This window comes from Lysobacter sp. CFH 32150 (genome assembly GCF_022758295.1).
In the GTDB taxonomy this organism is placed as follows: domain Bacteria; phylum Pseudomonadota; class Gammaproteobacteria; order Xanthomonadales; family Xanthomonadaceae; genus CFH-32150.
In genome coordinates this window covers 674114-694525 of the sequence record NZ_JALDWJ010000001.1, presented here as the reverse complement: position 1 = coordinate 694525, position 20412 = coordinate 674114, and the positions used below count along the sequence as shown (strand labels likewise).

Here is a 20412-nt window from a genome sequence, read left to right as displayed (position 1 = left end):
CTCTTCCAGCAGGCTGCCGTGCAGGTGCGAGCCGGCCAAGCCCGCTTGAACAGGCTTGGCCGTAGCGCCGACGCGGCAGCATGGGCGATCGGATCGTCGCGCCTTATTGCCCGTAATCGCGCAAGTAGGCGACGCTGAACTTGAGCGTCGCGGCGCCGGCGATCAGTTCGCCGGCATGGTTCTCGACGTCGCGGGTCGACCGCCACACATCGGGGATATAGGTGCCGGCCCGAGCGGTGGCACGGGCGGTGATCGAGTCGATCGCCACAATCGCATTGGCATAGTTGCCGCTGGCAATGGCGGACTCGGCGGCATTGAGCAGGGTGGTGAACGCCGGCTGTTCGCTGGCCGGCAACCTGGCGATGCGGGTACGCAAATAGCTGATCTTCTCGGCGACGACCGTCCCGGTCGCACGCAGGTCGACCAGCACCAGGAATTGCGAGAAACCGCCGTAACGGCTACGCGCTCGTACGCTGCCGGAAGCGATCTCTTCGGTGATGTCGCGGAACTTGCCGTCGAGTGGCGCCTTGAACACCCGCAGGTGGCTGCCGACGCTATAAGGCAGCAGGATGGTGTGCAGTTCGTAGCGGCCGCTGCGACGGAAGCTGAGTCCACCCGCAGATGGCGGCTCGACGGTGATCAGCAACGGCAGCGTCGAGGTGATCTGGGTCAAGCTGGGCAGGCGGCCGCGCAGTAGCGGGTCGGTGAGGCTGACCAGTTGAGCGCTGATCCCCACACTCGAAGGGGTCAAGCCGCTGACCTGATCGAACGTCAGCGTCACGTCGGCCAAGGTGCCGACCAGTGGAAGGCCGACGCGTGCGGTAGCCGTATTACCCGCGACCTTGACCTCGACGGGCAAAGACTGGGCATGGGCCAAGGTCATGGCCGTCGACAGAACCAGCGCGCTCCAGATGCGGAACGCACAGCGCGTGAGCTTCTTCATACCACCCCCTGTGCCTCGTCACCGCTTGCAGGGCGGTCTCGAGGCTTGGCGACTTGGGTCACCTGTGAACAGAAGCAGCACTACTTGTACGGCAAGACTGGCAGGACGAACCCAAACCGTGACGCAGGTCGAATCTCTAGGCGTTTTCCCCTGGTTTGTCAACAGAAATCCCTCGCGCGGTCCCATGCCCCCTGGGGGACTTCACCTGGGCCGCATGGGGACTTTCCCGCGTCGACGAAACATCGCTATCGGGCAACGCTGTTTATGCCGTAAGCAGCCAAGGAGAATGGCGATGCGCAGCGATGCGATACCGGTGAAGACCGCCGCCGGGATGCGCGAGGTCACTCGGCACGAACAGCCGCTTTCCTGTCGCGCTCGGGCGATGCTGATTGCAATCTTCGGTGACCTCACCGTGCGGGAGTTGCGCCAGCGCTTCAACGACATCATCGACGCCGACCAGGTGCTCGACGAGCTGCATCAACTGGGCCTGATCGAATTCAACCAGCGCGACGGCCTCGTGCCCGAGGGTGTGACGTCGGAACAATTGGCGCGCACGTTGATGGCGGAGGTGGCGACCGTCGCGCCCGGCATGAACAGTTATCTGTTCACCCTGCGGATGCGGGCTTGCGAGTCACGCGAACAGCTGTGCGGCTTGTTGCCGTCGTACCACGAACTGCTGGCGGGTGCGGTTGGCGAGACCTACGCGCTGAAACAATCCGCACGTGTCGGCCTGTTGCTGGCGTCGCCCTGACCGGACCTGCATTGGCAGGCCCGGGTCTACTACTGCCCGAAATCGCGCAAGTACGCGACGCTGAAGCGCAAGGTCGCCGCACCAGCGACCAAATTGCCGGCCTGGTTGTCGACGTCGCGGGTGGCACGCCATTCATTGGCGATGAATTGCCCGGCACGGGCTTGCGCACGGCCGCGGAAGGCGTCGACGGCGGCAAGTGCGGCAGTGTAATTGCCCAGCGCGACGGCGTTCTGGACCTCATCGAGCTTGGCGTCGAACGCGCCACGTTCGCTAAACGGGAGGGTCGACACCTTGTCGCGCAGCCAGCCGATTTTCTCGTTGATGACCGCGCCAGTGGTGCGGACATCGGTGAGGATCAGGAACTGCGAAAAGCCGCCATAAGTGCTGCGTGCTCGGACGCTGCCTTCGGCGATCTCATCGGTGACGTCGCGGAAATTACCGCCCAGCGGAGCCTTGAACACACGCAGCGAACTGCCGAGCGTGTAGGGCAGGGCATGGGTGTGGATTTCAAGCCGGCCGACGTCGCGGAAGCTCAGGCCGCCGTTGGCGGGCGGTTCGACCGTGATCATCACCGGCAGGCCGGTGGTGAGTGTGGTCAGGCTGGTGTCGGGCAGGCGCGCCAACAGCGAACTGTCGAGCGGACTGACCACTTCGGCGCTCACGCCGAGACTGGTTGCGCTCAGGCCGCTGGCGTCCTGGAAGTCGAGGATGAGTTCTGCGACCTCGGTCCCATCGATGGTGATCGAGGCATGGGCATGGTTGCCCGATGCTTCCACGGTGACCGGTAGTGATTGTGCTGCGGCGATCCCTGTGCAGACGAAAAGCATGGCGGCGAACAAGGCCTTCGACGCCAGGGCGAACTTCACCATGCTTGCTCCACAACCGCGGCCACGAAGCGCGAAGACTAATCGCGATTCCAACCCGGCGTCTGTAGGTAGTTTCACCCAGCGCTGCCTTGTGTTCAGCAGCGTGATGAGGGTTGTGTCGCAGAACGTCGCTCCGAGCGCGTCGGTGAGGGTTTTCCCCCGTTCGCCGTGAAGGCAACGCCGGATCAACATCGCGGGTCCCCTGAGAGCTGAATGCGCTGCGCACCCATCCTGGGGCGACCCGGAGCCAGATCATCAAGGAGCTCGACATGCCGCATTCGCATCCCTGCCCACCCACCAAAACGTTCCGAATCTGCGCACTCGCTGCCGGCTTGCTAGCCAGCGGCGTGGCGCTTGCCGATGCCCAGCTCGATCCGCGCCTCGTCTCGAAGCTGGTTACCGCGTTGCCGTTCGAGCAACTGCAGATCGTGGTGACCTACGACCAGGCCAATCCGGTCAGCACGGGCCAGATCGCCGCATTGAAAGCGCTTGGCATCGACAAGGGCATCGCGATGCGCGTGTTGCCGATCGCTGGTGCTTTTGCGACCCCCGCCGAAATCCGCGCACTGGCACAGCGCGACGATGTCGCCGCGATCCATCTCAATCGTGACCTGGAGTACTACAACGCCGACGCGCGTCAGCTGTCGGGTGTCGACCAACTGCAAGCCGATCCGGCCTTGGGCTTTACCGGTCAGGGCGTGACCGTGATGGTCAACGATTCGGGCATCGATGCCACCCACGAGGATCTCAAGTTTGGCGTTCGCGTCGTGGAGAACGTCCAGGCGTTGACCAATTTGTCCTCTGTGCTGACTTTCCTGCCGGTGACCTACCTCGAAGGCCAGCTCAATACCGATATCAGTTCCGGTCATGGCACCCATTGCGCCGGCACGGTTGGTGGCAGCGGTGCGCGTTCGGCCGGTCAGCATCGTGGCGTCGCGACGGGGGCGAACATCGTTGGCTACGGTTCCGGCGCGGTGATTTCGATCCTCGATGCAGTCGGCGGCTTCGATTACGCCATCGCCAAGCAGAATGCATTCAATGCGCCGATCAAGGTGATCTCGAATTCCTGGGGCACCAGCGGCGCGTTCGATCCCACCGATCCTGTCAACGTCGCGAGTTACGCCGCATACAAGAAGGGCATCGTCAGCGTGTTCGCGGCCGGCAACGATGGCCCGGCGGAAAACACCCACAACCCTTACGCGCAGGCACCATGGGTGATCTCGGTTGGCGCTGGTAACAAGGACGGCACGCTCGCCGACTTCTCATCGCGCGGCAAGATCGGCGAGAGCGGCAACTTCACCATGGGTGATGGCGTGCAGTGGACCTACGTCAACCAGCCAAGCCTGGTGGCCACTGGCGTCGACATCGTGTCCACGCGCGCATTGACCGGTGCGCTGCCGTTGCTGGCGGTGTCACAGGATCTCTCGCTGGGCGCGCAAGCCGCGTTCTACACGCACATGAGTGGTACCTCGATGGCGACGCCGCACGTTGCCGGCATCGTCGCGCTGTTGTTCGAAGCCAACCCCGGGCTGACACCGCTGGCGGTGAAACAAGTACTGCAATCCACCGCCAATCCGATGGCGGGGCGACAGCCGTTCGAAGTGGGCAGTGGCCATGTCGATGCCTACGAAGCCGCGCAGGTGGCGCAGGGTTTGTAGAGCACATCACTTGGCACGATTTCACGGCCCGGATTTCCCCGGGCCGTTTTTTCTTGCGCACGCGATGACCAAGAAGCGTTGTGCTTACGTCGTATAGCGGGCGCGCTGGTGGTTTTCCCCCAATACGGTTGAAGGCAACCACGGATGTGATCGGTTGCTGCGGTAACGAACACTGCGGGCTCTCCTCATCTTGGAGGAGTCCTTCGGAGACCGCACACCATGCTGTTCCATGCATCTACCCCCGCCAAGCATCGGACCTTCAAGGTCTGCGCTATTGCTGCCGGCCTGTTCGCCAGCGGCGTCGCCCTCGCCGACGCCCAACTCGACCCGCAGCTGTTGTCGCGCATGGAGAGCGCGCTGCCGACCGATGAACTGCAGATCGTCGTCAGCTACGAACAATCCGTCCCGGTGACCACCGGCCAAATCGCTGCGCTGAACGCGCTCGGCATCACCAAGGGCGTCACCATGCGCACCTTGCCGATCGCCGGTGCACTGGCGACACCGGCCGAAATCCGCGCGCTTGCACTGCGCAACGATGTCGCCTCGATCTATTTCAACGCCCCGCTGCGTTACTTCAACAAGGAAGCACGCGAAATCACCGGCGCCGCACGTGCCGTGCAGAACCCGGGTGATTACGGCCGCGCGATTCCGTTCAGCGGTGCCGGCGTAACCGTGTTGGTCAACGACTCCGGCGTCGACGCCACGCATGAAGACCTCAAGCTCGGCGAACACGTGGTGCAGAACGTACTCGGTGCGCAGAACATCCTGGCGGAACTCGCCACCGAGTTCGCACCGGGCATCGTGCCGGTCACTTACCTCGAAGGCGTGCCAAACACCGACCTGGGCTCCGGCCACGGCACCCACTGCGCCGGTACGATCGGCGGCACCGGTGAGCGTTCCAATGGCCTGTACCGCGGTGTCGCGCCGGGTGCGGACCTGGTCGGCTACGGTTCGGGCGCGGTAATCCTCGTGCTCGATGCGGTCGGCGGTCTCGATTACGCCGCGACCAACCAGTTCAGTTTCGACAGCGCGATCCGCGTCACCAGCAACTCCTGGGGCAGCTCGGGTCCGTTCGATCCGATGAACCCGGTCAACATCGCCACCTACGAGTTGTACAAGCGCGGCATCGTCAGCGTGTTCGCCGCCGGCAACGATGGCCCGGGCGAAGACACGCACAACCCGTATGCGCAGGCGCCGTGGGTGATCTCCGTCGGCGCTGGCGAAAAGGATGGCGTGCTCACCAGTTTCTCATCGCGCGGCAAGCGCGGTGAGACCGGCACGTTCACCATGCCAGACGGCAAGTCGTGGACCTACGTCAACAAGCCGACCATCGTCGCGACTGGCGTCGACATCGTCTCCACGCGCGACCTGCTCGGCGTATTGCCGCCGCTCGAAGCGCAACACGACGCCGAAACCCTGGCGCCGGCGTACCTGCCGTTCTACACCCACATGAGCGGCACCTCGATGGCGACGCCGCACGTGGCCGGCATCGTCGCGCTGATGCTGGAAGCCAATCCGCATCTCACTCCGGCGCAGGTCAAGAACATCATCGAACGCACCGCCACCAACATGACCGGTCGCCTGTCATGGGAAGCTGGACACGGCCATATCAATGCCTACGCGGCGGTCGCCGAAGCGGCCGGCACACGCGCAGGTTGGGGCGGCACCGTCAACGCGCTGCGCACGTTCAACAGCAATGCGATCCTGCTCGGTGGCGTGCCGAACCGTCCGTTCTCGGTCGATTTCGCCCCGGTCGGCACCGTCGAGGAAGAAGAGTTCACCGTCGGTAACGACATCGCCTGGGTTGCCGCACGCGCGACCATCGGCGAGAACACGCTGGCCCTGGTGCTCACCGATCCGGACGGCATCAAGTACGGCTCCGCAATTGCGTTGCCTGTCCTTGGCGACACAGTCACCACCGGTGCCCCCGGCAAGCCTGGCGTGTGGAAGATCAGCGTCCGCGGCATCGGTTCGGTGTCCGGCGCCGATGTCGATCCGCTCAACGTCACCAACGGCTACGGCTTGCCGGGCACCGTCAATGGCGAGATCAGCTTCCTGCGCAGCGGCGGCTACACGGGCTTGAACGACATCGCCAACCACCCGGCTCGGCAGGCGATCGAGTTCGCCGTCGCCAATCGTCTGGTGGATGGCTATCCGGACAACTTCCGCCCCGACCAGAACCTCAAGCGCAGCGAACTCGCGCAGTATCTGCTGATGGGGCAGAGCGTGCGCCAGCACCTGCCGTTCAATGGCCGCTCGAGCTTCAGCGACCTGGCCGCCGGTGATTCACGCTATGCCTATGCCGAATCGGCAGTGGCCAATGGCGGCGCGCTGCGTGACCTGACGCAGGGCCAGAACGGCGTGATGGGCAAGCTCAACGGCGCGTTCCGTCCGAACGACAACGTCACCCGCGTCAGCCTCGCGTACTCGCTGGTGCAGAGCATGGCGTTGCAGAACGAAGCGCAGGCCTTCACGGGCGAGCTGACCGTGTTCTACGACGGCAAGCGCTTCCCGATCGATGATGCAGGTTCGATCCCGGCCTCGCTGCGCGGTTACGTGCAACTGGCGCTGGACCGCGGCCTGATCAACGCGCGCTTTACTGTGACTCAGGGACCGTTCGATCTGTTCCCGACCCTGCACGCGTACTTCGACCCCAACAAGACCGTCACCCGCGCCGCCTTCGCAGTCGCCGCCGGTCGTTACCAGGTCAGCTACCAGAGCGTCGAGGACTAAGCCGCATCCAGGCACGGAAGCTTGCAAAGCGGCCCGGGGAAACCGGGCCGCTTTCTTTTTGCAGATTTGGAAACGGCTCGCATTTTCGTACAGGCTCTTGAATTTGCTGGAAAGTCGAAGACGAAATTCGAATCCACGATCCCCACAATCCCAACCCAATCCGCTGATAGACTCGGGTCATCTGGCGCGCTCGGGGCGTGCCACGTCGGCTAGGGACTGGCTACTGCCGTGCAATGCGGCTGGCCACAGGGATAGGTAGGGGAATCGAATGAAAGCAATTTGTCGTGCGTTACTCGCAAGCTGCCTACTCGCCTGTGGCTTGGTCTGCGCACAAGGCAACTCGATGAGCGACGAGTATGCCAAGCAGATCAAATCTGCCGAGGCGGTGGGTGCGCTCGGCAATGACCTGTTCGGTGAGAAGGTGAACCTCTATACCGGCAGCACCGAGTTCACAGTCACCGATGTCAGCTTGCGCGGCAATAACAGTCTGCCCGTAGCCATCGGTCGTCGTTACACCGTGCAGCCACGCCTCGAGATCGATAGTTTCTATCGTCCCTTCGGTGACTGGGACTTCGACATTCCGCATCTGCAGGGCATTTTTGGTGGGGCCTGGTTAACTCGTGCCGGAACTCGCCGCTGCAATGTCTCGGCTTATGAAGCAATTCCGCCGAAGGTGACCTATCAAGACGCCTCCTTCGACGGCATTGAATACTGGAGTGGCAACCATCTGTATGTTCCCGGGCAAGGCAGTCAGGAAATGCTTTTGACCGTGCCCGAGAACACACATCGGCCTACGGATGGCAGCACGTACCTATGGGTCACGGCCAATCACTGGTACTTCTCCTGCATCCCCGATCCCAATGGGGGTGACGCCTTCCTGGCCATCGCGCCGGATGGCACGCGCTATTGGTTCGACTGGCTAGCAACCCGCAGTTACCCGGCCCTGGAAAAAGGCACCAACGTTCCCACCGGAATGATGGCCAGCAAGGCGAGCGGGAACGGGAAGAAAGGAAGGGTCACCCCGACGATATTTGCGGGCTATCGCATGCCACGCAACGAAGCTTGGCTGATGCCGACCCGCGTAGAGGATCGCTTCGGCAACTGGGTCACCTATACCTATGACGCCGCCAATCGCTGGCAACTCAAGCAGATTCTGGCAAGCGATGGCCGGCAGTTGACCGTCACCTACAACGCCTCCGGCGTCGTCTCCACCGTGAGTGATGGCACCCGCACATGGACCTATAACGCGGGCGCGAGCACCCTGAGCAGTGTCACCTTGCCCGATGGTAGCCAATGGCAATACGCCCTCGGCAGCTTGAACGCGGAGATGGAGACATCGGAAGGCGGCATGTGCGACGGACTTTATCTGCCCGGCACCGAGAGCTACACCGGCACGATGGTTCATCCCTCAGGCGCGACGGGGCAGTTTACGTTCAAGGGTGCGTTGCACGGCCGTTCTTACGTGACGCGGGTGTGTTACGAGATAGTGGGCGGATCCGCCAGCTACACCGCCCGCTACGCGAAGGAGTTCGCACAACTGGCGATCCAGCAGAAGACCATTTCAGGTCCCGGGCTGACGACGGCGCAATGGACCTACAGCTACGGTCCCACCAACGACAGCTTTTCCGACGAATGCCCGACCGCTTGCCCGACCACCAAGACGGTGGAAGTGTCCGGTCCTGACAGCCAATGGATTCGCTACACCTTCGGCAACAAGTTCCTGGATACCGACGGCAAGCTAGTCCAGGTCGAGACCGGCACCGGCCCGACCAACATCCTGCGTATTGAGACCACAAGCTATCTGACCGATCCGACCGGCCAGAACTATCCGTCGCGGATTGGCCACAGCCCCTATACCCGCAGCGATCGGACAGCCGAAAGGCACGCGCCCATGGTGCAACGACAGACAACGCAACAAGGGCGCGTCTTTACCTGGCAGGTTGAGCAAGTCAATGGGATCTACGACATGGACCAGCTTGCCCGACCCACCAAAGTCACCAAATCGAGCGGGCAGTAAATGGGAACTATGGAACTTCAAATGAAAAACGGCTCAGGCAACCCCGTTTCGCAAAGCAGCTTGCGGTGCCTTGTCATGGCAGCAGGCCTGGCGTGCGGCATTCCGCTTTACGCCTTAGCGGCGACCTACGCATGGGAAGAGGGATACAAGCAGGTCATCCCGTCCTCGAACATCGAGGCGCTGTCGCCCGATGGCATGTTCGGCGAACAGATCGGGCTGTATACCGGGTCGCTGTCGTTCCTCAGCCCCACGGTAGACCTGCGTGGCAACAACGACCTCAAAGTGTCGTTCGGTCTCGCCTTTTCTTTCGACAACCCCAAAGTTCCAAGCACCTGGTTGCCTGCTGTTCCGCATCTCGAGGGGGTGTATCCGCGGGACGTGGTCTGGAAGCGGATGAACCAGATTTCAGGCATCGAAGTCGGACGATGCAGTGCCGGTAAGGCCGCCCCGCCTTGGGCGAGTGGTGGCCAAGTTGGCAGCATGAGCAATGTAACGTCGACATGGGATGCGACCGAATACTGGAACGGCGACTTCCTGGTCTTACCGGGAGCAGGGAGCCAGGAAATACTGAAAGCCCAATCCACGGGCGTTAAGTTGCCCACGGACGGCAAGACGTACGTTTGGGTGACCCAACAGGGTTGGCGCTTCACTTGCCTGCCGACGGCCAAGAATGATCCTGGCGAAGGTTTCGTTGGTGTCTCACCCGATGGGATGCGCTACCACTTCGACTGGTTCGCGGTGCGTGACGAGGGTGGGATCGATCGCCCGGTCGGAGCTGGTCCTGCTCCAAAAAAAGGGGGCAAGAAAGGCCAAGTGACACCCACCGTTTCGGCGCGCAAGGTGGACTACTTGCTGCGTGACCGGGTGTACATCTACCCGACCCTTGTCGAAGACCGGTTTGGTAATTCGGTCACCTATACCTACGATGCGTTGGGCGTGAAAAGCATCACCGCCAGTGATGGCAGATCGATTAGCGTGACGCGGGTCAATGACACCACGACCGTCACCGCTGCAGGAAAGACGTGGACGTATACAAGTTCTACGGTCACTCTGCCGGATGGCAGTCGCTGGGTGTATGACTTCAGTCACCTATCAAGCTTGCTTAATTACAGTTCGGATGGCGGCGTCGCCTCGACAAGTCAATGCGACACCCTCCCCCCGGCTACTCATGGAAATGCTGCCCCTTATTACGGCACGGTCACGCATCCCTCTGGTGCAACCGCGACGTTCACCATCGCCCCAACGCGTCACGGCCGCTCATACATTCCGCGTAACTGCATCGGTGGTGCCGTGGAGGGCGGCTACTTCTATTACGCCTACCGTCCCTACTTGTTCGACACCGTGTCGCTCGTCAGGCGCGAGGTGACCGGCCCGGGGCTGCCGACGATGACGTGGCAATACTCGTATGGACCGCCCAACAATAGTTGGGAAGCCAATTGCACGAGTGGCTGCGTAGCAACCAAATATGTCGATGTCCGCGACCCTGATGGCACACGCACACGTCATACATTCAGTAATCGCTGGCAGCTAGCCGAAGGCAAAGAGCTGTTGACCGAAACCTTCGATGTCAACAACGTGCTGCGTAAGAAGGTCGAATACGCCTACCAGACTGATCCGACAGGACAGCCCTACCCCGCGCAGATCGGTGTAGAGGGGTACACGCGTGGCGATCAGGCGGCGACCAAGTTCGATCCGCTTCTGATCACAAAGATCACCCAAGATGGCCGCACATTCACGAATCAGGTGAACGCCTACGACGACCTCGCGCGTCCGACGAATGTCACCAAGTCGAGTGCACCAGCCCCATGACGGGGCAGGCGGGGGCATCGAGCATTGACGTGCCGCGCACTGCGCGGTTGGAACAAGGACTGTCGCCACAGGGCGAGGGGAATGGAGCAATGAAGCACATTGGAATCGCATCGGCGCTGACGCTGGGGATGCTGCTGGCCTTGCCAGCGCAGGCACAGACTTACACCCGCACCGACACGATTGCCTACGAGGACAATTTGTCCCTGTGGGTGATCGGACAGCAGAAGTCATCGACTAACGTCAACACCGGTCTAGTGGAATCGCAAACGGATTACGATCCCGCCACGGCCTTGCCGATCCGCACCTATGCCTTCGGCAAACTGCAGCAGACGCTGACGTACGACACCACCTCAGCGGTGACTACCGGGCAACGCGGCACGCTCAAGACCGTCTCTGACGGCCGAGACGGCACGCTCAACACCACGATCACGTTGTCCAGTTGGAAGCGCGGCATCCCGCAGCTGATCCAGTTCCCGGCCACGCCAGAGTCGCCCACGGGCAGCAGCAAGTCGGCCGTGGTCAATAACAACGGTTGGCTCGACTCGGTCACCGACGAGAACAAATACAAGACCTGCTATCGCTTTGATGCCATGGGACGACTAACCGGCATCACCTATCCGTCCGAAACGCAGCTTGAGGTGTGCGATACCAGTAAATGGGTCGAGACCACCCAAACCTTTGCGCCAGTCGCAGCGACCGAGTACGGCATCCCCGCCGGCCACTGGAAGCAGACGGTCAGCACTGGCAACGGCCGCCAGGTCACTTATTACGATGCGCTGTGGCGTCCGCTGGTCAGCGAGCGCTACGACACCGCCAACACCGCCGGCACGCTCAGCCAGACCGTCACACGCTATGACGCCGGTGGCCATGCCGTGTACCAGTCGTATCCGATGCAGGGGCTGACCGGTTACACCGTGCCGACCCAGGGTATCCGCACCAGCTACGATGCCCTCGAACGCGTTACCCGCGTTGAACAGGATTCCGAGCTGGGTGTACTGGCGACGACCACTGAGTACCTGACCGGCTTCCAGACCCGCGTCACCAACCCGCGTCTCAAGGTGACGACCACCTCGTATCTGACCTACGACCAGCCGAGCACCGACTGGCCCAAGGCGATCGTCCATCCTGCAGGCGCCTATACCGACATCGCTCGCGATGTGTTTGGCAAGCCGACCTCCCTGACCCGACGTGACGTGGCCAGCACCAAAGTCGCGACGCGCACTTACACCTACTTCAGCGACACCCAGGAGTTGTGCCGGACCGTCGAACCGGAAACCGGCGCCACCCTGATGGGCTATGACGCGGCAGGCAACCTGAGTTGGTCGGCCGCAGGCCTGCTCAGCACGACTCCTTGCGACAAGGAAGGCGATACCGCAGCGATCCTGGCGCGCCGTGCCAGCCGCACCTACGACGCCCGCAATCGAGTCAAGACACTCACCTTCCCCGATGATGGCCTGGGAGACACCACGTACGACTACTGGGCCGATGGCCAGCTCAAGTCGTTGGTCGCCCAGAATGACGGCGGGACATTGGTCACCTCGACCTACGACTACAACAGGCGTCGCCTGCTCAGCGGCGAGAGTCTGGTGTGGAACGGCAATATCAATTGGCCGATCACTTACACCTACAACGCCAACGGCCACCTGGCTTCGCAGGTTTGGCACGGGGTGACGGTGGACTACGTCCCCAACGCGCTCGGCCAACCCACCAAGGCCGGCGTCTTTGCCAGCAGCGTGAGCTATTTCCCGAATGGGGCGATGAAGCAGTTCACTTACGGCAACGGCATCGTCCACACGCTCACGCAGAACACACGGCAGTTGCCGGATCGCAGCAAGGATGTCTACAGCACCAGTCCGGCAGTGCTGGACGACAGCTACGACTTTGACGCCAACGGCAACGTGGCTGCGATCAGTGACGGCCTGGCCGACAACCGTGGCAACCGGACGATGACCTACGACGACCTGGACCGGTTGACGGCTACGACCTCGCCAATGTTCGGTACCGGAGCGGTCTATGCCTACGACGTGCTGGACAACCTGACCCGGGCCAAGATGGGGGCCACGCCGCAGGCACCTGCCCGCGACCATTACTTCTGCTATGACGCCAACTGGCGCCTGGCCTTTGTTCGCAGCGGTCCGGTGTGCACTGGCACGGCAAGTCCGGCGGTGGACGCGCTGATCTATGACGAGCAGGGCAACGTGAAAAGCAAGGACGCACAGACCTTTGCCTTCGATTACGGCAATCGCCTGCGCAGTGAGAATACCCTGGCTTCCAGCTCCAGCTATGTGTACGACGGCCACGGCCGGCGCGTGCGCGATACGACTACGGCCGAAAAATACAGCCACTACACGTTGGACGGCCGGCTCGCGATGACCGGCGATGCCCGCGCCAACACCGTGTCGGAGTACGTCCAGCTCAACGGCAGCCTGATTGCCATTCGCGAACGCGATGTGGCCACCAATGTCTACACCTACAAGTACCAGCATACCGATGCGCTGGGCTCACCAGTGGCGGTGACTGATGCCAGTCGCAACGTGATCGAGCGCAGCGAGTACGAGCCCTACGGCAAGGTGTTAAATCGGGCGGTCCATGATGGGCCGGGTTACACCGGGCATGTAGAGGATGCGGCGACGGGGCTGACATATATGCAGCAGCGCTACTATGACCCGAGCATCGGAATGATGCTGAGCGTCGATCCTGTGACGGCCTATGAAGGCGACATGAGGCATTTCAACCGCTACGCCTACGCCTACAACAACCCCTATAAATTCACTGACCCGGACGGTAGATGTCCTTTGTGTGGGGCAGCAGTTGGCGCGGGGATTGATGCCGCTACGCAGGGGTTGCTAATGGCCGCGGGAGTGCAGGAAGAGTTTGATACCACCAGTGTCATGGTGTCTGCTGGAACAGGAGCGCTAGGCGTTGGACTTGCAGGCAGGCTAGGCAAGCTCGGTGGGATCCTTGGAGATGTAGTTGTTAGCGTGACTTCTTCTGCTTTAAAGGGCGACGACATCACTGTTGAAGGAGTTCTGATGGATGTTGCTGCAGGCCAAGGAGGAACCAAGCTTGCCACTCAGAAAATCATGAACTCCCCAGCAACCAAAGTTGCGCAACGCCAGGCCAATAGACTGGAGAGAATTGGCAATCGCCCAGGGGCCAGGCCGGCCCAAGCGGCGCGAGCGCAATCTGCTACACCTGCATTGCAAAAAAGTGTTGCTCAACAAGCTGCGAGGACTGGCATTGTCGCTTCAGGAGTTGGCTCTGCTGGCCTAAAGGGTCTTCAGGAAAAGAAGAAGGAGGCCGAGTAATGCTACGGCTTACAGGCCCCAAAAATAATCTAACCAAAGCAGCTCTGATTGCGCTTGCAGTTGGATTGTTTGCTGTCTACTTGTTCTATGCTCGCGGTTTCGAAACTACAGCACTGATCGCTGTAGGTATGTTGTGTTTTGGCTTTAATACTTTTTTTTTAGCAGCCCCGTCGCGCGTTATGCGTGGCCGATCCGATATTCGCGGCGTTGCAATATTCATCGGCATGCTGATTGCAAATGTGTCTATTTTGGTAATTACTGACTTCAATGTATGGCTGCTCCTGATTTTCTGGATACCTGCGATTGTTGGATTGCTTGCGGGATACTTTGATCGGATCAAAGGGAGCGGAGGTCGGTAAATGAAACCAGGATCAAAGGGGGCGGAGGCAATAAGCCCACCCCATAACGCACAAGGCCCGCCAATGGCGGGCCTTGTCGTTTGTAGCGTTGTCGGACGTTAAGGGGTCAGGTTCATTTGACCGCTGACCGAAAAAAAGCCCGCTCATTGAGCGGGCTTTTCAATCAAAGGGGACGGAGGCAATTAAACCGATCCCATAAGAACACAAGGCGCGCATTGCGGGCCTTGTCGTTGTTGGGGTGACGATCGGCGCTTGCCGCGCCGGCGAGCACCGAGTCGAATCCGCGTAAGGCAGGTTAAAACCGCCCTACGGAACGTCATATGTGATCTGCGTAGGGCGGGTCTTGATCCGCCATCGAGTAATCCGCAAGCCCGACACAAAATGGTCGGATCCCTTTTTCAGATGCTGCTTTACGGCTGCACGTAGACCTGAGCGTTGATTGTTGGCACGCTTGATGACTGCGCCTTGGTGTGTTCGGCCGCAGCAATTCTCGCTTCGGCGGCATGCGCTCGATCAGCTTCAGCCGCTGGTAGCACGTGAACCTGCACATGGACGGCGGCGATTGCTAGGTCAAATGAAAATTTGGCCCCTGCGTTTTGACTGCCATTGGCTCCGTTGCCAGTCGACTGGCCGGAGGGTAGATTCCATGGCCGTCCCCCACTCTGGATTGCTTAACATGCGCCCCCTGCTCACGTTAATTCTCACAGTCTTTTGTGGACTCGCATTCGCCGGCGAAACCCATCGATTCCCGCTTGGCATCGTGTCGGTGGGAGACCCCGTTGCTGCCTTGATCGAGCGGGCAGGGCAGCCGAGCAATAAGAAGGACATCGAGAATCTTTACGGCGCCGTGATCGGCGAACGCTGGGACTACTACTTGCCAGAGGGCAGCATGGTCCAGTTCAACATCCATGAAGGGCGCATCAGCAACATCGTCGAGTCGCGACGTTGATGCGTGGTGACGTCGCAATGACCTCACCGCTTCGATTCGATCACCAGCCGAACTGCACGCCTGCCTGGACGCCGTGCGCGTCATCGTCGCCGTTGCGGTGGGCTTGCGCGGCGAGGTAGAGCGAGACCCGTCCGCCCAGTCCGAGAATCGCCGCGAATCCGAGTTCGCCGCCGGTCGAGTTTTCATCGGGACCGGTGATCATCAAGGCTTCGTTGCGAGCCGTCGCGAGGGCGACGGGCAGTAGCCTGTCTTCACCGGACAATACGGACAAAAGCCGCGCGCGCATGCTGATCGCAAGCGACCGCTGTTGCGCCCATTGCCATTGGCGGCCGACCTCGAGTCCAGCCCAGGCGCGTGAACGTTCGACCGAATGCTGGTCCGCGACCAGGGCAATGCCGCCCTGTTCGGAGAAGCCATCGGTTTTCGCCTCCACCCACTCGATTCCCGCCTGCGGCACGACCTGCCAGTCGCGTGCCTGCAGCCGATAGCCGAACTCCATCACGGCCGCATTCGACGCGATGTCGTACTTCGCCGTCGAAACGCCACCCATCGATGCATTGCCATGGCGGGTATCGGCTTCGCCACGCGCATGCGATACGGCAAGGTTGGCAAACCAGCGACCGGTGCCATAGCCGGCATGCACACCGAACTGCGTCAGGTCGAGATCGGCATCTTCGGGCGCGCCCACCACGTCGATGCCGTAGTCGGTGCGATCCACGCCGAGACCGAAGCGCCAGCGATCGTTCGCCGCGAAGACTAGTCCACCCGTCATTCCCGACATCGAACGCCGATTGCCCACCACGCTGCCTTCGCTTCGGCTCTCGGAATGCCCGTCATGCCCTTCGATCCACGCGCGGCCGCCTGCTTCCGGCACGGGCGCGTCGAGCAGTCGCCCGGAGAAACGCGCGCCGCTTTCGAACAGCCCGGTCTGCACGCCGGGATGCACGGTGCCGATCAGGACCATCTGGCCGGTCAACTGGTAATGCGCGAAGTTCAGGTAGTCGTAGTTGGTGAACCAGGTCTCGAGCGTCTCGATGATCGTCGACGTATGGGTGTTGGTGTTGATCGTGCCGGACGCGACGATGACTTCTTCATAGGTGTCGCAATTGGCGAAAGCGCCATCGAAGGGCGCGTAATTGGTCGCGCCGCTCACGCCGGTATCGAAGCAGCTGCCGCGGTCGCCGGTGTAGACGACGTTGTTCGGCGCATCGCCGGTCGTGGTCTGCACCGTCGTAATGAACGTCGGCGCCAGCGTGGTGATGGAGATGTCGGTGAAGCTGTCGATCAACTCCTCGTAGGAATCGATCAGCTCGGCGCCACTCCAGACGATGACGCCAGGCGCGCCTTGGACGGCGACACCGCGTACCGCTCCGGCTTCGGCGAGCCCCGCCTGGGCTTGCGCATCGGCCAACTGCCCGTAGAAGAGCTGGTCGTAGAGGAATGTCGCCCCGTCCACGGTGGCGGTGATCCGTGTCTGGTACGCATCGTTGCGCCGCCCGTCGTAGGCGTAGTTATAGGTGCTGATGGTGCCGACGGACTGTGTCTGCGTGGCAGTCTGCGATGCAGCCACGCCGGGGAGCAGGGCCGCGCTTGCCAAGGCCCAGGTGACGATCCGTGTGTTGCCCATGCTTCCTCCCCGGGCATGTCCGTGCCCCGATTTCGTCAGAAAACGGGTAACAGGCAGCGACCAGGCCGTTGCCTCGTGCGCGGCCGAAATGAGGAGTCGCAATCGGGATGGCTTCGATCCAGACGCGCTGGGTCTAGACTCGCAAAGAAAAACGCCCCACATAGGCTGAAACCTATGCAGGGCGCGGGTATCGCGTGGTGGCCGAGGACGGAATCGAACCGCCGACACGGGGATTTTCAATCCCCTGCTCTACCAACTGAGCTACTCGGCCAGCGAGCCCGGCATGATACGGGGGCAGGCGAGTCCGGGCAAGCCGGAGGGGGACGAACTCAAGGCTGAACGGCAATCCCGGCCCGGCTTCCGCGTGCTTTCGGCAAGTGCATCATGCGTTTGAGGCATCCATCGAAAGGAGTTCGCCATGAAAAGCATTCGCACCGCATTGCTTGCCCTGTCCAGCGTGCTCTTTTTCGCCGGCTGCATGGCGCACGAAACGCGCGAGGAGAGGTTGGCGCTCTACCAGGCGCACGCCGGCACGCCGGTCAAGCGGATCCACTACTACAACCCAATCGGTTGGGAAGAGGTCGATGACGAACACATCGTATTGACCATGCGGCCCAAGGAAGTGTGGCTGATGCGCCTGTCGGGCCCGTGCCTGGACTTCGGTGGCGGTTCGCCGGTACTGCTTGTGAGCTCGCAAGCCGGCTACGTCAGCAGCGGTTTCGACCGGGTCACCGTCGGCGGGGGACTGAGTTGCCGGATCGAGGAAATCCGTCCGGTCGATGCGATGGCCCTGCGTGCTGCTGGAAAAGCTCAGCCTTCCGGTACCTGATCTTCCGGCACGAAGCCCGCAGGCTTCTCGGCGCCAGCCCCGAACAGGAACTTCTCCATCTCGACCTCGAGCATCGCGCGATGCTTGGGGTCTAGGGGAGACAGGCGGTTCTCGTTGATCAGCATGGTCTGGTGGGCCAGCCAGCGCTGCCACGCGGGTTTGCCGATGTGCGCGAACACGCGCTTGCCGAGTTCGCCCGGCCACGGCACGAAGTCGAGGCCTTCGGTCTCGCGTTGATCGACTTGGCAGAACACTTTTCTTGAAGTCGGGGTACGCGGCATCGCTCAGCCTTCTGGTAGTTGCGTGTTTTCCAACAGCTTTCGGATCGGCGCCGGGATGCCGAGCGCGACGAGTTCGTCGCGCGCCACCCAGCGCAGGTCGACATTATCGCCTACCGCAGGTTTCGCCTCGGCGCCGCGCCAGCGCAGCGGCTGGATCTGCAGGCGGTAATGGGTGAAGCCATGCACGATCGCCTGTAGCGGTTCGGCATGGTCGTAGTCGCCGCCGAGGTGGGCGTCGAACCAGTGGCGTGCGGCGTCATGGTCGTCGTGCTCGGGTAGCGACCAGAGCGCGGCCCAGATGCCGACCGGTGGGCGTCGTTGCAGCAGGACGCGGCCAGCGCTGTCTTCGGCCCACAGCACCAGCGTGCGTCGTTCCGGCAACGGTTTGCCCGGCTTCGGTGTCGGCAGCTCGGCGACGCGGCCGTCGCGCAGGGCGATGCAATCGCGCTGCATCGGACAAATCACGCAGGCCGGGTCGTGGCGGGTGCACAGGGTTGCGCCAAAATCCATCTGCGCCTGGGTGTAGTCAGCGAGGCGCGCGTGCGGCAGCTGCGCTTCGGCGATCGCCCACAGCTGTTTTTCGATCGCCGGCAGTCCCGGCCAACCTGCAATCCCGTGCACGCGCGAGAGCACGCGCTTGACGTTGCCGTCGAGGATGGCGCAGCGATCGCCCCAGGCTTGGGCGAGGATCGCTCCGGCGGTGCTGCGGCCGATGCCGGGCAGGGCGGTCAGCGCATCGAGGTCGCGCGGCAAATCGCCGTCGTGGCGTTCGACGCACAGCTTTGCCGCGGCATGCAGGTTGCGCGCGCGGGCGTAGTAGCCGAGCCCAGACCACAGTGCCAGCACGTCGTCGAGCGGTGCGGCGGCGAGCGCAGGCAGATCCGGCAACGCCGCGACGAAGCGTTCGAAGTACGGAATCACCACCTGCACCTGGGTCTGCTGCAGCATGATTTCCGACAGCCACACGCGATACGGCGCGCGCGGATGCTGCCAGGGCAGATCGTGGCGGCCGGAGACGTCGAACCACGCCAGCAACCTAATGGCGAAATCGTCACTCATCTTGCAATGTCGGATCGTCGAGCGTGATTTCGACGCCCTGCAGCTGCGCGCCGGAAATCTCCAGGCGTGGCGTGCTGAGCCTGCCATCCAGCGGCGGTAGCGGCGAGCCATTGCCCGCGTCGATCCATGCACTGACTTCCTGCAGGCGGAAACGACCGTCGAAACGGGTGTCGTCGCGCTGCAACTGCAGCGCGACAATTTCTGTCAGGTCCGGTTTGCCGACGTAGCGCAGTGCGAACGGCAGCGGTGCTGTCGATTGCCCGAGCGGCGGTGGCAAAGTCGGCCACGCCTGCGGCCACTCCGCCAACTTGCCCTCGAGTTGCAGCACCAGCCTGCGGCCGAGTGCGAGCGCGCCGCGCGCGTCGAGTGTGGGCATCACATCGCGTCCCCGCAGTGCCATGCCAGCCGGCGCCAGCGACCAGGTCGCTTCGTCGAAATGCAGCGGTCCATACAGGCCGAGCACGAACGACAAATCGGTTTCCCCTTGGTGATAACGCGCTGACATCGCCAAGCGCGCGGGAGTGATGCGCAAGTCGTCGTCGCCGATATGCAGCGGTCCCGACAGGTGGACGTGCGCGGGCATGCGCCAGTCGTCGTGCTGGATCGTCAACGGACCGATCACGGCGAGGCCGGCGTCGTTGCCAGGACGCGTCAGGGCGACGGCGAGATCGAATGGAATCGAGGTCGGCGCATCGAGGTAGCGGCCGCGGATCCGTGCGTTGAGCGGCTTTTCCGGCAGCAACGAAGGCAGTTGTACATCGATGCCATCGATGCGCCAGTCGTCGTTGATGATCAGGCCGTCGCGGATGCGCAGGCCTTTGGTGAGCGTGGGGGTGCGCTTCTTCGCCGGTGGTCGTTTTGCCAGCCAGCGTTGCAGCGCGGGCAGGTCGAATTGCGGGGCATCGAGTTCGATGCGTTGTGCGATGAGTTCCTCGCCACCAGCACGGATGGTGGACCAGGGCAGCGCCACGTAGATGCGGCGCGCGCGCAACAGGGGCGGCTGGCCATGTTCGCGTACCACGACGTCGCGCAACACCAGCAGTGGCGTGCCGCGCAGGCGGTATTCGCTGGCACCGCCAGCAGTGATCTCGAGGCCGAGCGATCGGCCGATCCGATCGACGATGAATCCGGATACCTGCGGGGGCAGTGCGAGCCAACGCAGCGCGAAGACGAGCAGGAGCGCGGCCGCGCCCAGCGTGATCAGCCAGATGCGCCGCCGCATC

Annotated in this window: 15 protein-coding genes and 1 tRNA gene; 9 read left to right on the top strand and 7 right to left on the bottom strand. The window is 62.2% G+C overall.

Going from position 1 to position 20412, the window contains the following annotated elements:
- Nucleotides 1-103: 103 nt before the first annotated feature.
- Nucleotides 104-943, bottom strand: coding sequence for a DUF6689 family protein (locus MO486_RS03125; RefSeq protein WP_242904475.1), 840 nt, complete (start codon nucleotides 941-943; stop codon nucleotides 104-106).
- A gap of 292 nt (nucleotides 944-1235) precedes the next feature.
- Between MO486_RS03125 and MO486_RS03120 the strand changes: the two genes are divergently transcribed.
- Nucleotides 1236-1694 (top strand): hypothetical protein, encoded by a 459-nt coding sequence (locus MO486_RS03120; protein ID WP_242904474.1) that lies wholly within the window; start codon nucleotides 1236-1238, stop codon nucleotides 1692-1694.
- Nucleotides 1695-1723: 29 nt separating this feature from the next.
- Here MO486_RS03120 and MO486_RS03115 read toward each other — a convergent pair whose 3' ends face one another.
- Nucleotides 1724-2563: a DUF6689 family protein gene (locus tag MO486_RS03115; protein WP_242904473.1), complete on the bottom strand. Its 840-nt coding sequence runs from the start codon at nucleotides 2561-2563 to the stop codon at nucleotides 1724-1726.
- Nucleotides 2564-2829: 266 nt separating this feature from the next.
- Here MO486_RS03115 and MO486_RS03110 point away from each other — a divergent pair, with 266 nt between their 5' ends.
- From MO486_RS03110 to MO486_RS03080, 7 genes are all read left to right on the top strand, one after another.
- On the top strand, nucleotides 2830-4218 hold the full coding sequence (locus MO486_RS03110) for a S8 family serine peptidase (RefSeq protein WP_242904472.1): 1389 nt from the start codon (nucleotides 2830-2832) through the stop codon (nucleotides 4216-4218).
- A 219-nt stretch (nucleotides 4219-4437) separates the two neighbouring features.
- Nucleotides 4438-6951 carry a S8 family serine peptidase gene (locus MO486_RS03105; protein ID WP_242904471.1) on the top strand — a complete coding sequence of 838 codons (2514 nt, stop codon included), beginning with the start codon at nucleotides 4438-4440 and terminating at the stop codon, nucleotides 6949-6951.
- Between the two features lie 343 nt (nucleotides 6952-7294).
- Complete coding sequence (locus MO486_RS03100; protein ID WP_242904469.1) at nucleotides 7295-8968, top strand: hypothetical protein; 1674 nt, start codon at nucleotides 7295-7297, stop codon at nucleotides 8966-8968.
- A gap of 75 nt (nucleotides 8969-9043) precedes the next feature.
- On the top strand, nucleotides 9044-10777 hold the full coding sequence (locus tag MO486_RS03095) for a hypothetical protein (protein ID WP_242904468.1): 1734 nt from the start codon (nucleotides 9044-9046) through the stop codon (nucleotides 10775-10777).
- An 89-nt stretch (nucleotides 10778-10866) separates the two neighbouring features.
- A complete protein-coding gene (locus MO486_RS03090; protein WP_242904467.1) occupies nucleotides 10867-14085 on the top strand; it encodes an RHS repeat-associated core domain-containing protein in 3219 nt (1072 codons plus the stop codon).
- On the top strand, nucleotides 14085-14444 hold the full coding sequence (locus tag MO486_RS03085; RefSeq protein WP_242904466.1) for a hypothetical protein: 360 nt from the start codon (nucleotides 14085-14087) through the stop codon (nucleotides 14442-14444). Before MO486_RS03090 ends, MO486_RS03085 begins: the two co-directional genes overlap by 1 nt.
- 676 nt (nucleotides 14445-15120) lie before the next feature.
- The gene (locus MO486_RS03080; RefSeq protein WP_242904465.1) at nucleotides 15121-15393 is read left to right on the top strand and encodes a DUF2845 domain-containing protein; all 273 of its coding nucleotides are present in this window, start codon (nucleotides 15121-15123) and stop codon (nucleotides 15391-15393) included.
- Nucleotides 15394-15433: 40 nt separating this feature from the next.
- Here MO486_RS03080 and MO486_RS03075 read toward each other — a convergent pair whose 3' ends face one another.
- Together MO486_RS03075 and MO486_RS03070 are read right to left on the bottom strand one after the other, a co-directional pair.
- Nucleotides 15434-17020, bottom strand: a complete 1587-nt coding sequence (locus MO486_RS03075) for an autotransporter outer membrane beta-barrel domain-containing protein (protein ID WP_242904464.1) — start codon at nucleotides 17018-17020, stop codon at nucleotides 15434-15436.
- Nucleotides 17021-17215: 195 nt separating this feature from the next.
- Nucleotides 17216-17291 (bottom strand) — tRNA-Phe (locus MO486_RS03070).
- Nucleotides 17292-17438: 147 nt separating this feature from the next.
- Here MO486_RS03070 and MO486_RS03065 point away from each other — a divergent pair.
- Complete coding sequence (locus MO486_RS03065) at nucleotides 17439-17849, top strand: DUF6491 family protein (RefSeq protein ID WP_242904463.1); 411 nt, start codon at nucleotides 17439-17441, stop codon at nucleotides 17847-17849.
- On the opposite strand, the gene MO486_RS03060 is transcribed toward MO486_RS03065, so the two are convergent.
- From MO486_RS03060 to MO486_RS03050, 3 genes are read right to left on the bottom strand one after another with little or no spacing between them, the layout of a single operon-like run.
- Entirely contained in the window at nucleotides 17831-18130 is a 300-nt protein-coding gene (locus MO486_RS03060) for an oxidative damage protection protein (RefSeq protein ID WP_242904462.1), read from the bottom strand. The two genes, MO486_RS03065 and MO486_RS03060, sit on opposite strands and share 19 nt — an antisense overlap.
- A 3-nt stretch (nucleotides 18131-18133) precedes the next feature.
- Nucleotides 18134-19189, bottom strand: a complete 1056-nt coding sequence (mutY, locus tag MO486_RS03055) for an A/G-specific adenine glycosylase (protein ID WP_242904460.1) — start codon at nucleotides 19187-19189, stop codon at nucleotides 18134-18136.
- Nucleotides 19182-20411 (bottom strand): hypothetical protein, encoded by a 1230-nt coding sequence (locus MO486_RS03050; protein WP_242904457.1) that lies wholly within the window; start codon nucleotides 20409-20411, stop codon nucleotides 19182-19184. Before MO486_RS03050 ends, mutY begins: the two co-directional genes overlap by 8 nt.
- Nucleotide 20412 lies beyond the last annotated feature (1 nt).

Excerpts from the sequence above, each read along its gene's own strand:
- MO486_RS03125 (WP_242904475.1), bottom strand. The coding sequence starts at position 943 with ATGAAGAAGCTCACGCGCTGTGCGTTCCGCATCTGGAGCGCGCTGGTT.
- MO486_RS03120 (WP_242904474.1), top strand. The coding sequence starts at position 1,236 with ATGCGCAGCGATGCGATACCGGTGAAGACCGCCGCCGGGATGCGCGAG.
- MO486_RS03115 (WP_242904473.1), bottom strand. The coding sequence starts at position 2,563 with ATGGTGAAGTTCGCCCTGGCGTCGAAGGCCTTGTTCGCCGCCATGCTT.
- MO486_RS03110 (WP_242904472.1), top strand. The coding sequence starts at position 2,830 with ATGCCGCATTCGCATCCCTGCCCACCCACCAAAACGTTCCGAATCTGC.
- MO486_RS03105 (WP_242904471.1), top strand. The coding sequence starts at position 4,438 with ATGCTGTTCCATGCATCTACCCCCGCCAAGCATCGGACCTTCAAGGTC.
- MO486_RS03100 (WP_242904469.1), top strand. The coding sequence starts at position 7,295 with ATGAGCGACGAGTATGCCAAGCAGATCAAATCTGCCGAGGCGGTGGGT.
- MO486_RS03095 (WP_242904468.1), top strand. The coding sequence starts at position 9,044 with ATGGCAGCAGGCCTGGCGTGCGGCATTCCGCTTTACGCCTTAGCGGCG.
- MO486_RS03090 (WP_242904467.1), top strand. The coding sequence starts at position 10,867 with ATGAAGCACATTGGAATCGCATCGGCGCTGACGCTGGGGATGCTGCTG.
- MO486_RS03085 (WP_242904466.1), top strand. The coding sequence starts at position 14,085 with ATGCTACGGCTTACAGGCCCCAAAAATAATCTAACCAAAGCAGCTCTG.
- MO486_RS03080 (WP_242904465.1), top strand. The coding sequence starts at position 15,121 with ATGCGCCCCCTGCTCACGTTAATTCTCACAGTCTTTTGTGGACTCGCA.
- MO486_RS03075 (WP_242904464.1), bottom strand. The coding sequence starts at position 17,020 with ATGGGCAACACACGGATCGTCACCTGGGCCTTGGCAAGCGCGGCCCTG.
- MO486_RS03065 (WP_242904463.1), top strand. The coding sequence starts at position 17,439 with ATGAAAAGCATTCGCACCGCATTGCTTGCCCTGTCCAGCGTGCTCTTT.
- MO486_RS03060 (WP_242904462.1), bottom strand. The coding sequence starts at position 18,130 with ATGCCGCGTACCCCGACTTCAAGAAAAGTGTTCTGCCAAGTCGATCAA.
- mutY (WP_242904460.1), bottom strand. The coding sequence starts at position 19,189 with ATGAGTGACGATTTCGCCATTAGGTTGCTGGCGTGGTTCGACGTCTCC.
- MO486_RS03050 (WP_242904457.1), bottom strand. The coding sequence starts at position 20,411 with ATGCGGCGGCGCATCTGGCTGATCACGCTGGGCGCGGCCGCGCTCCTG.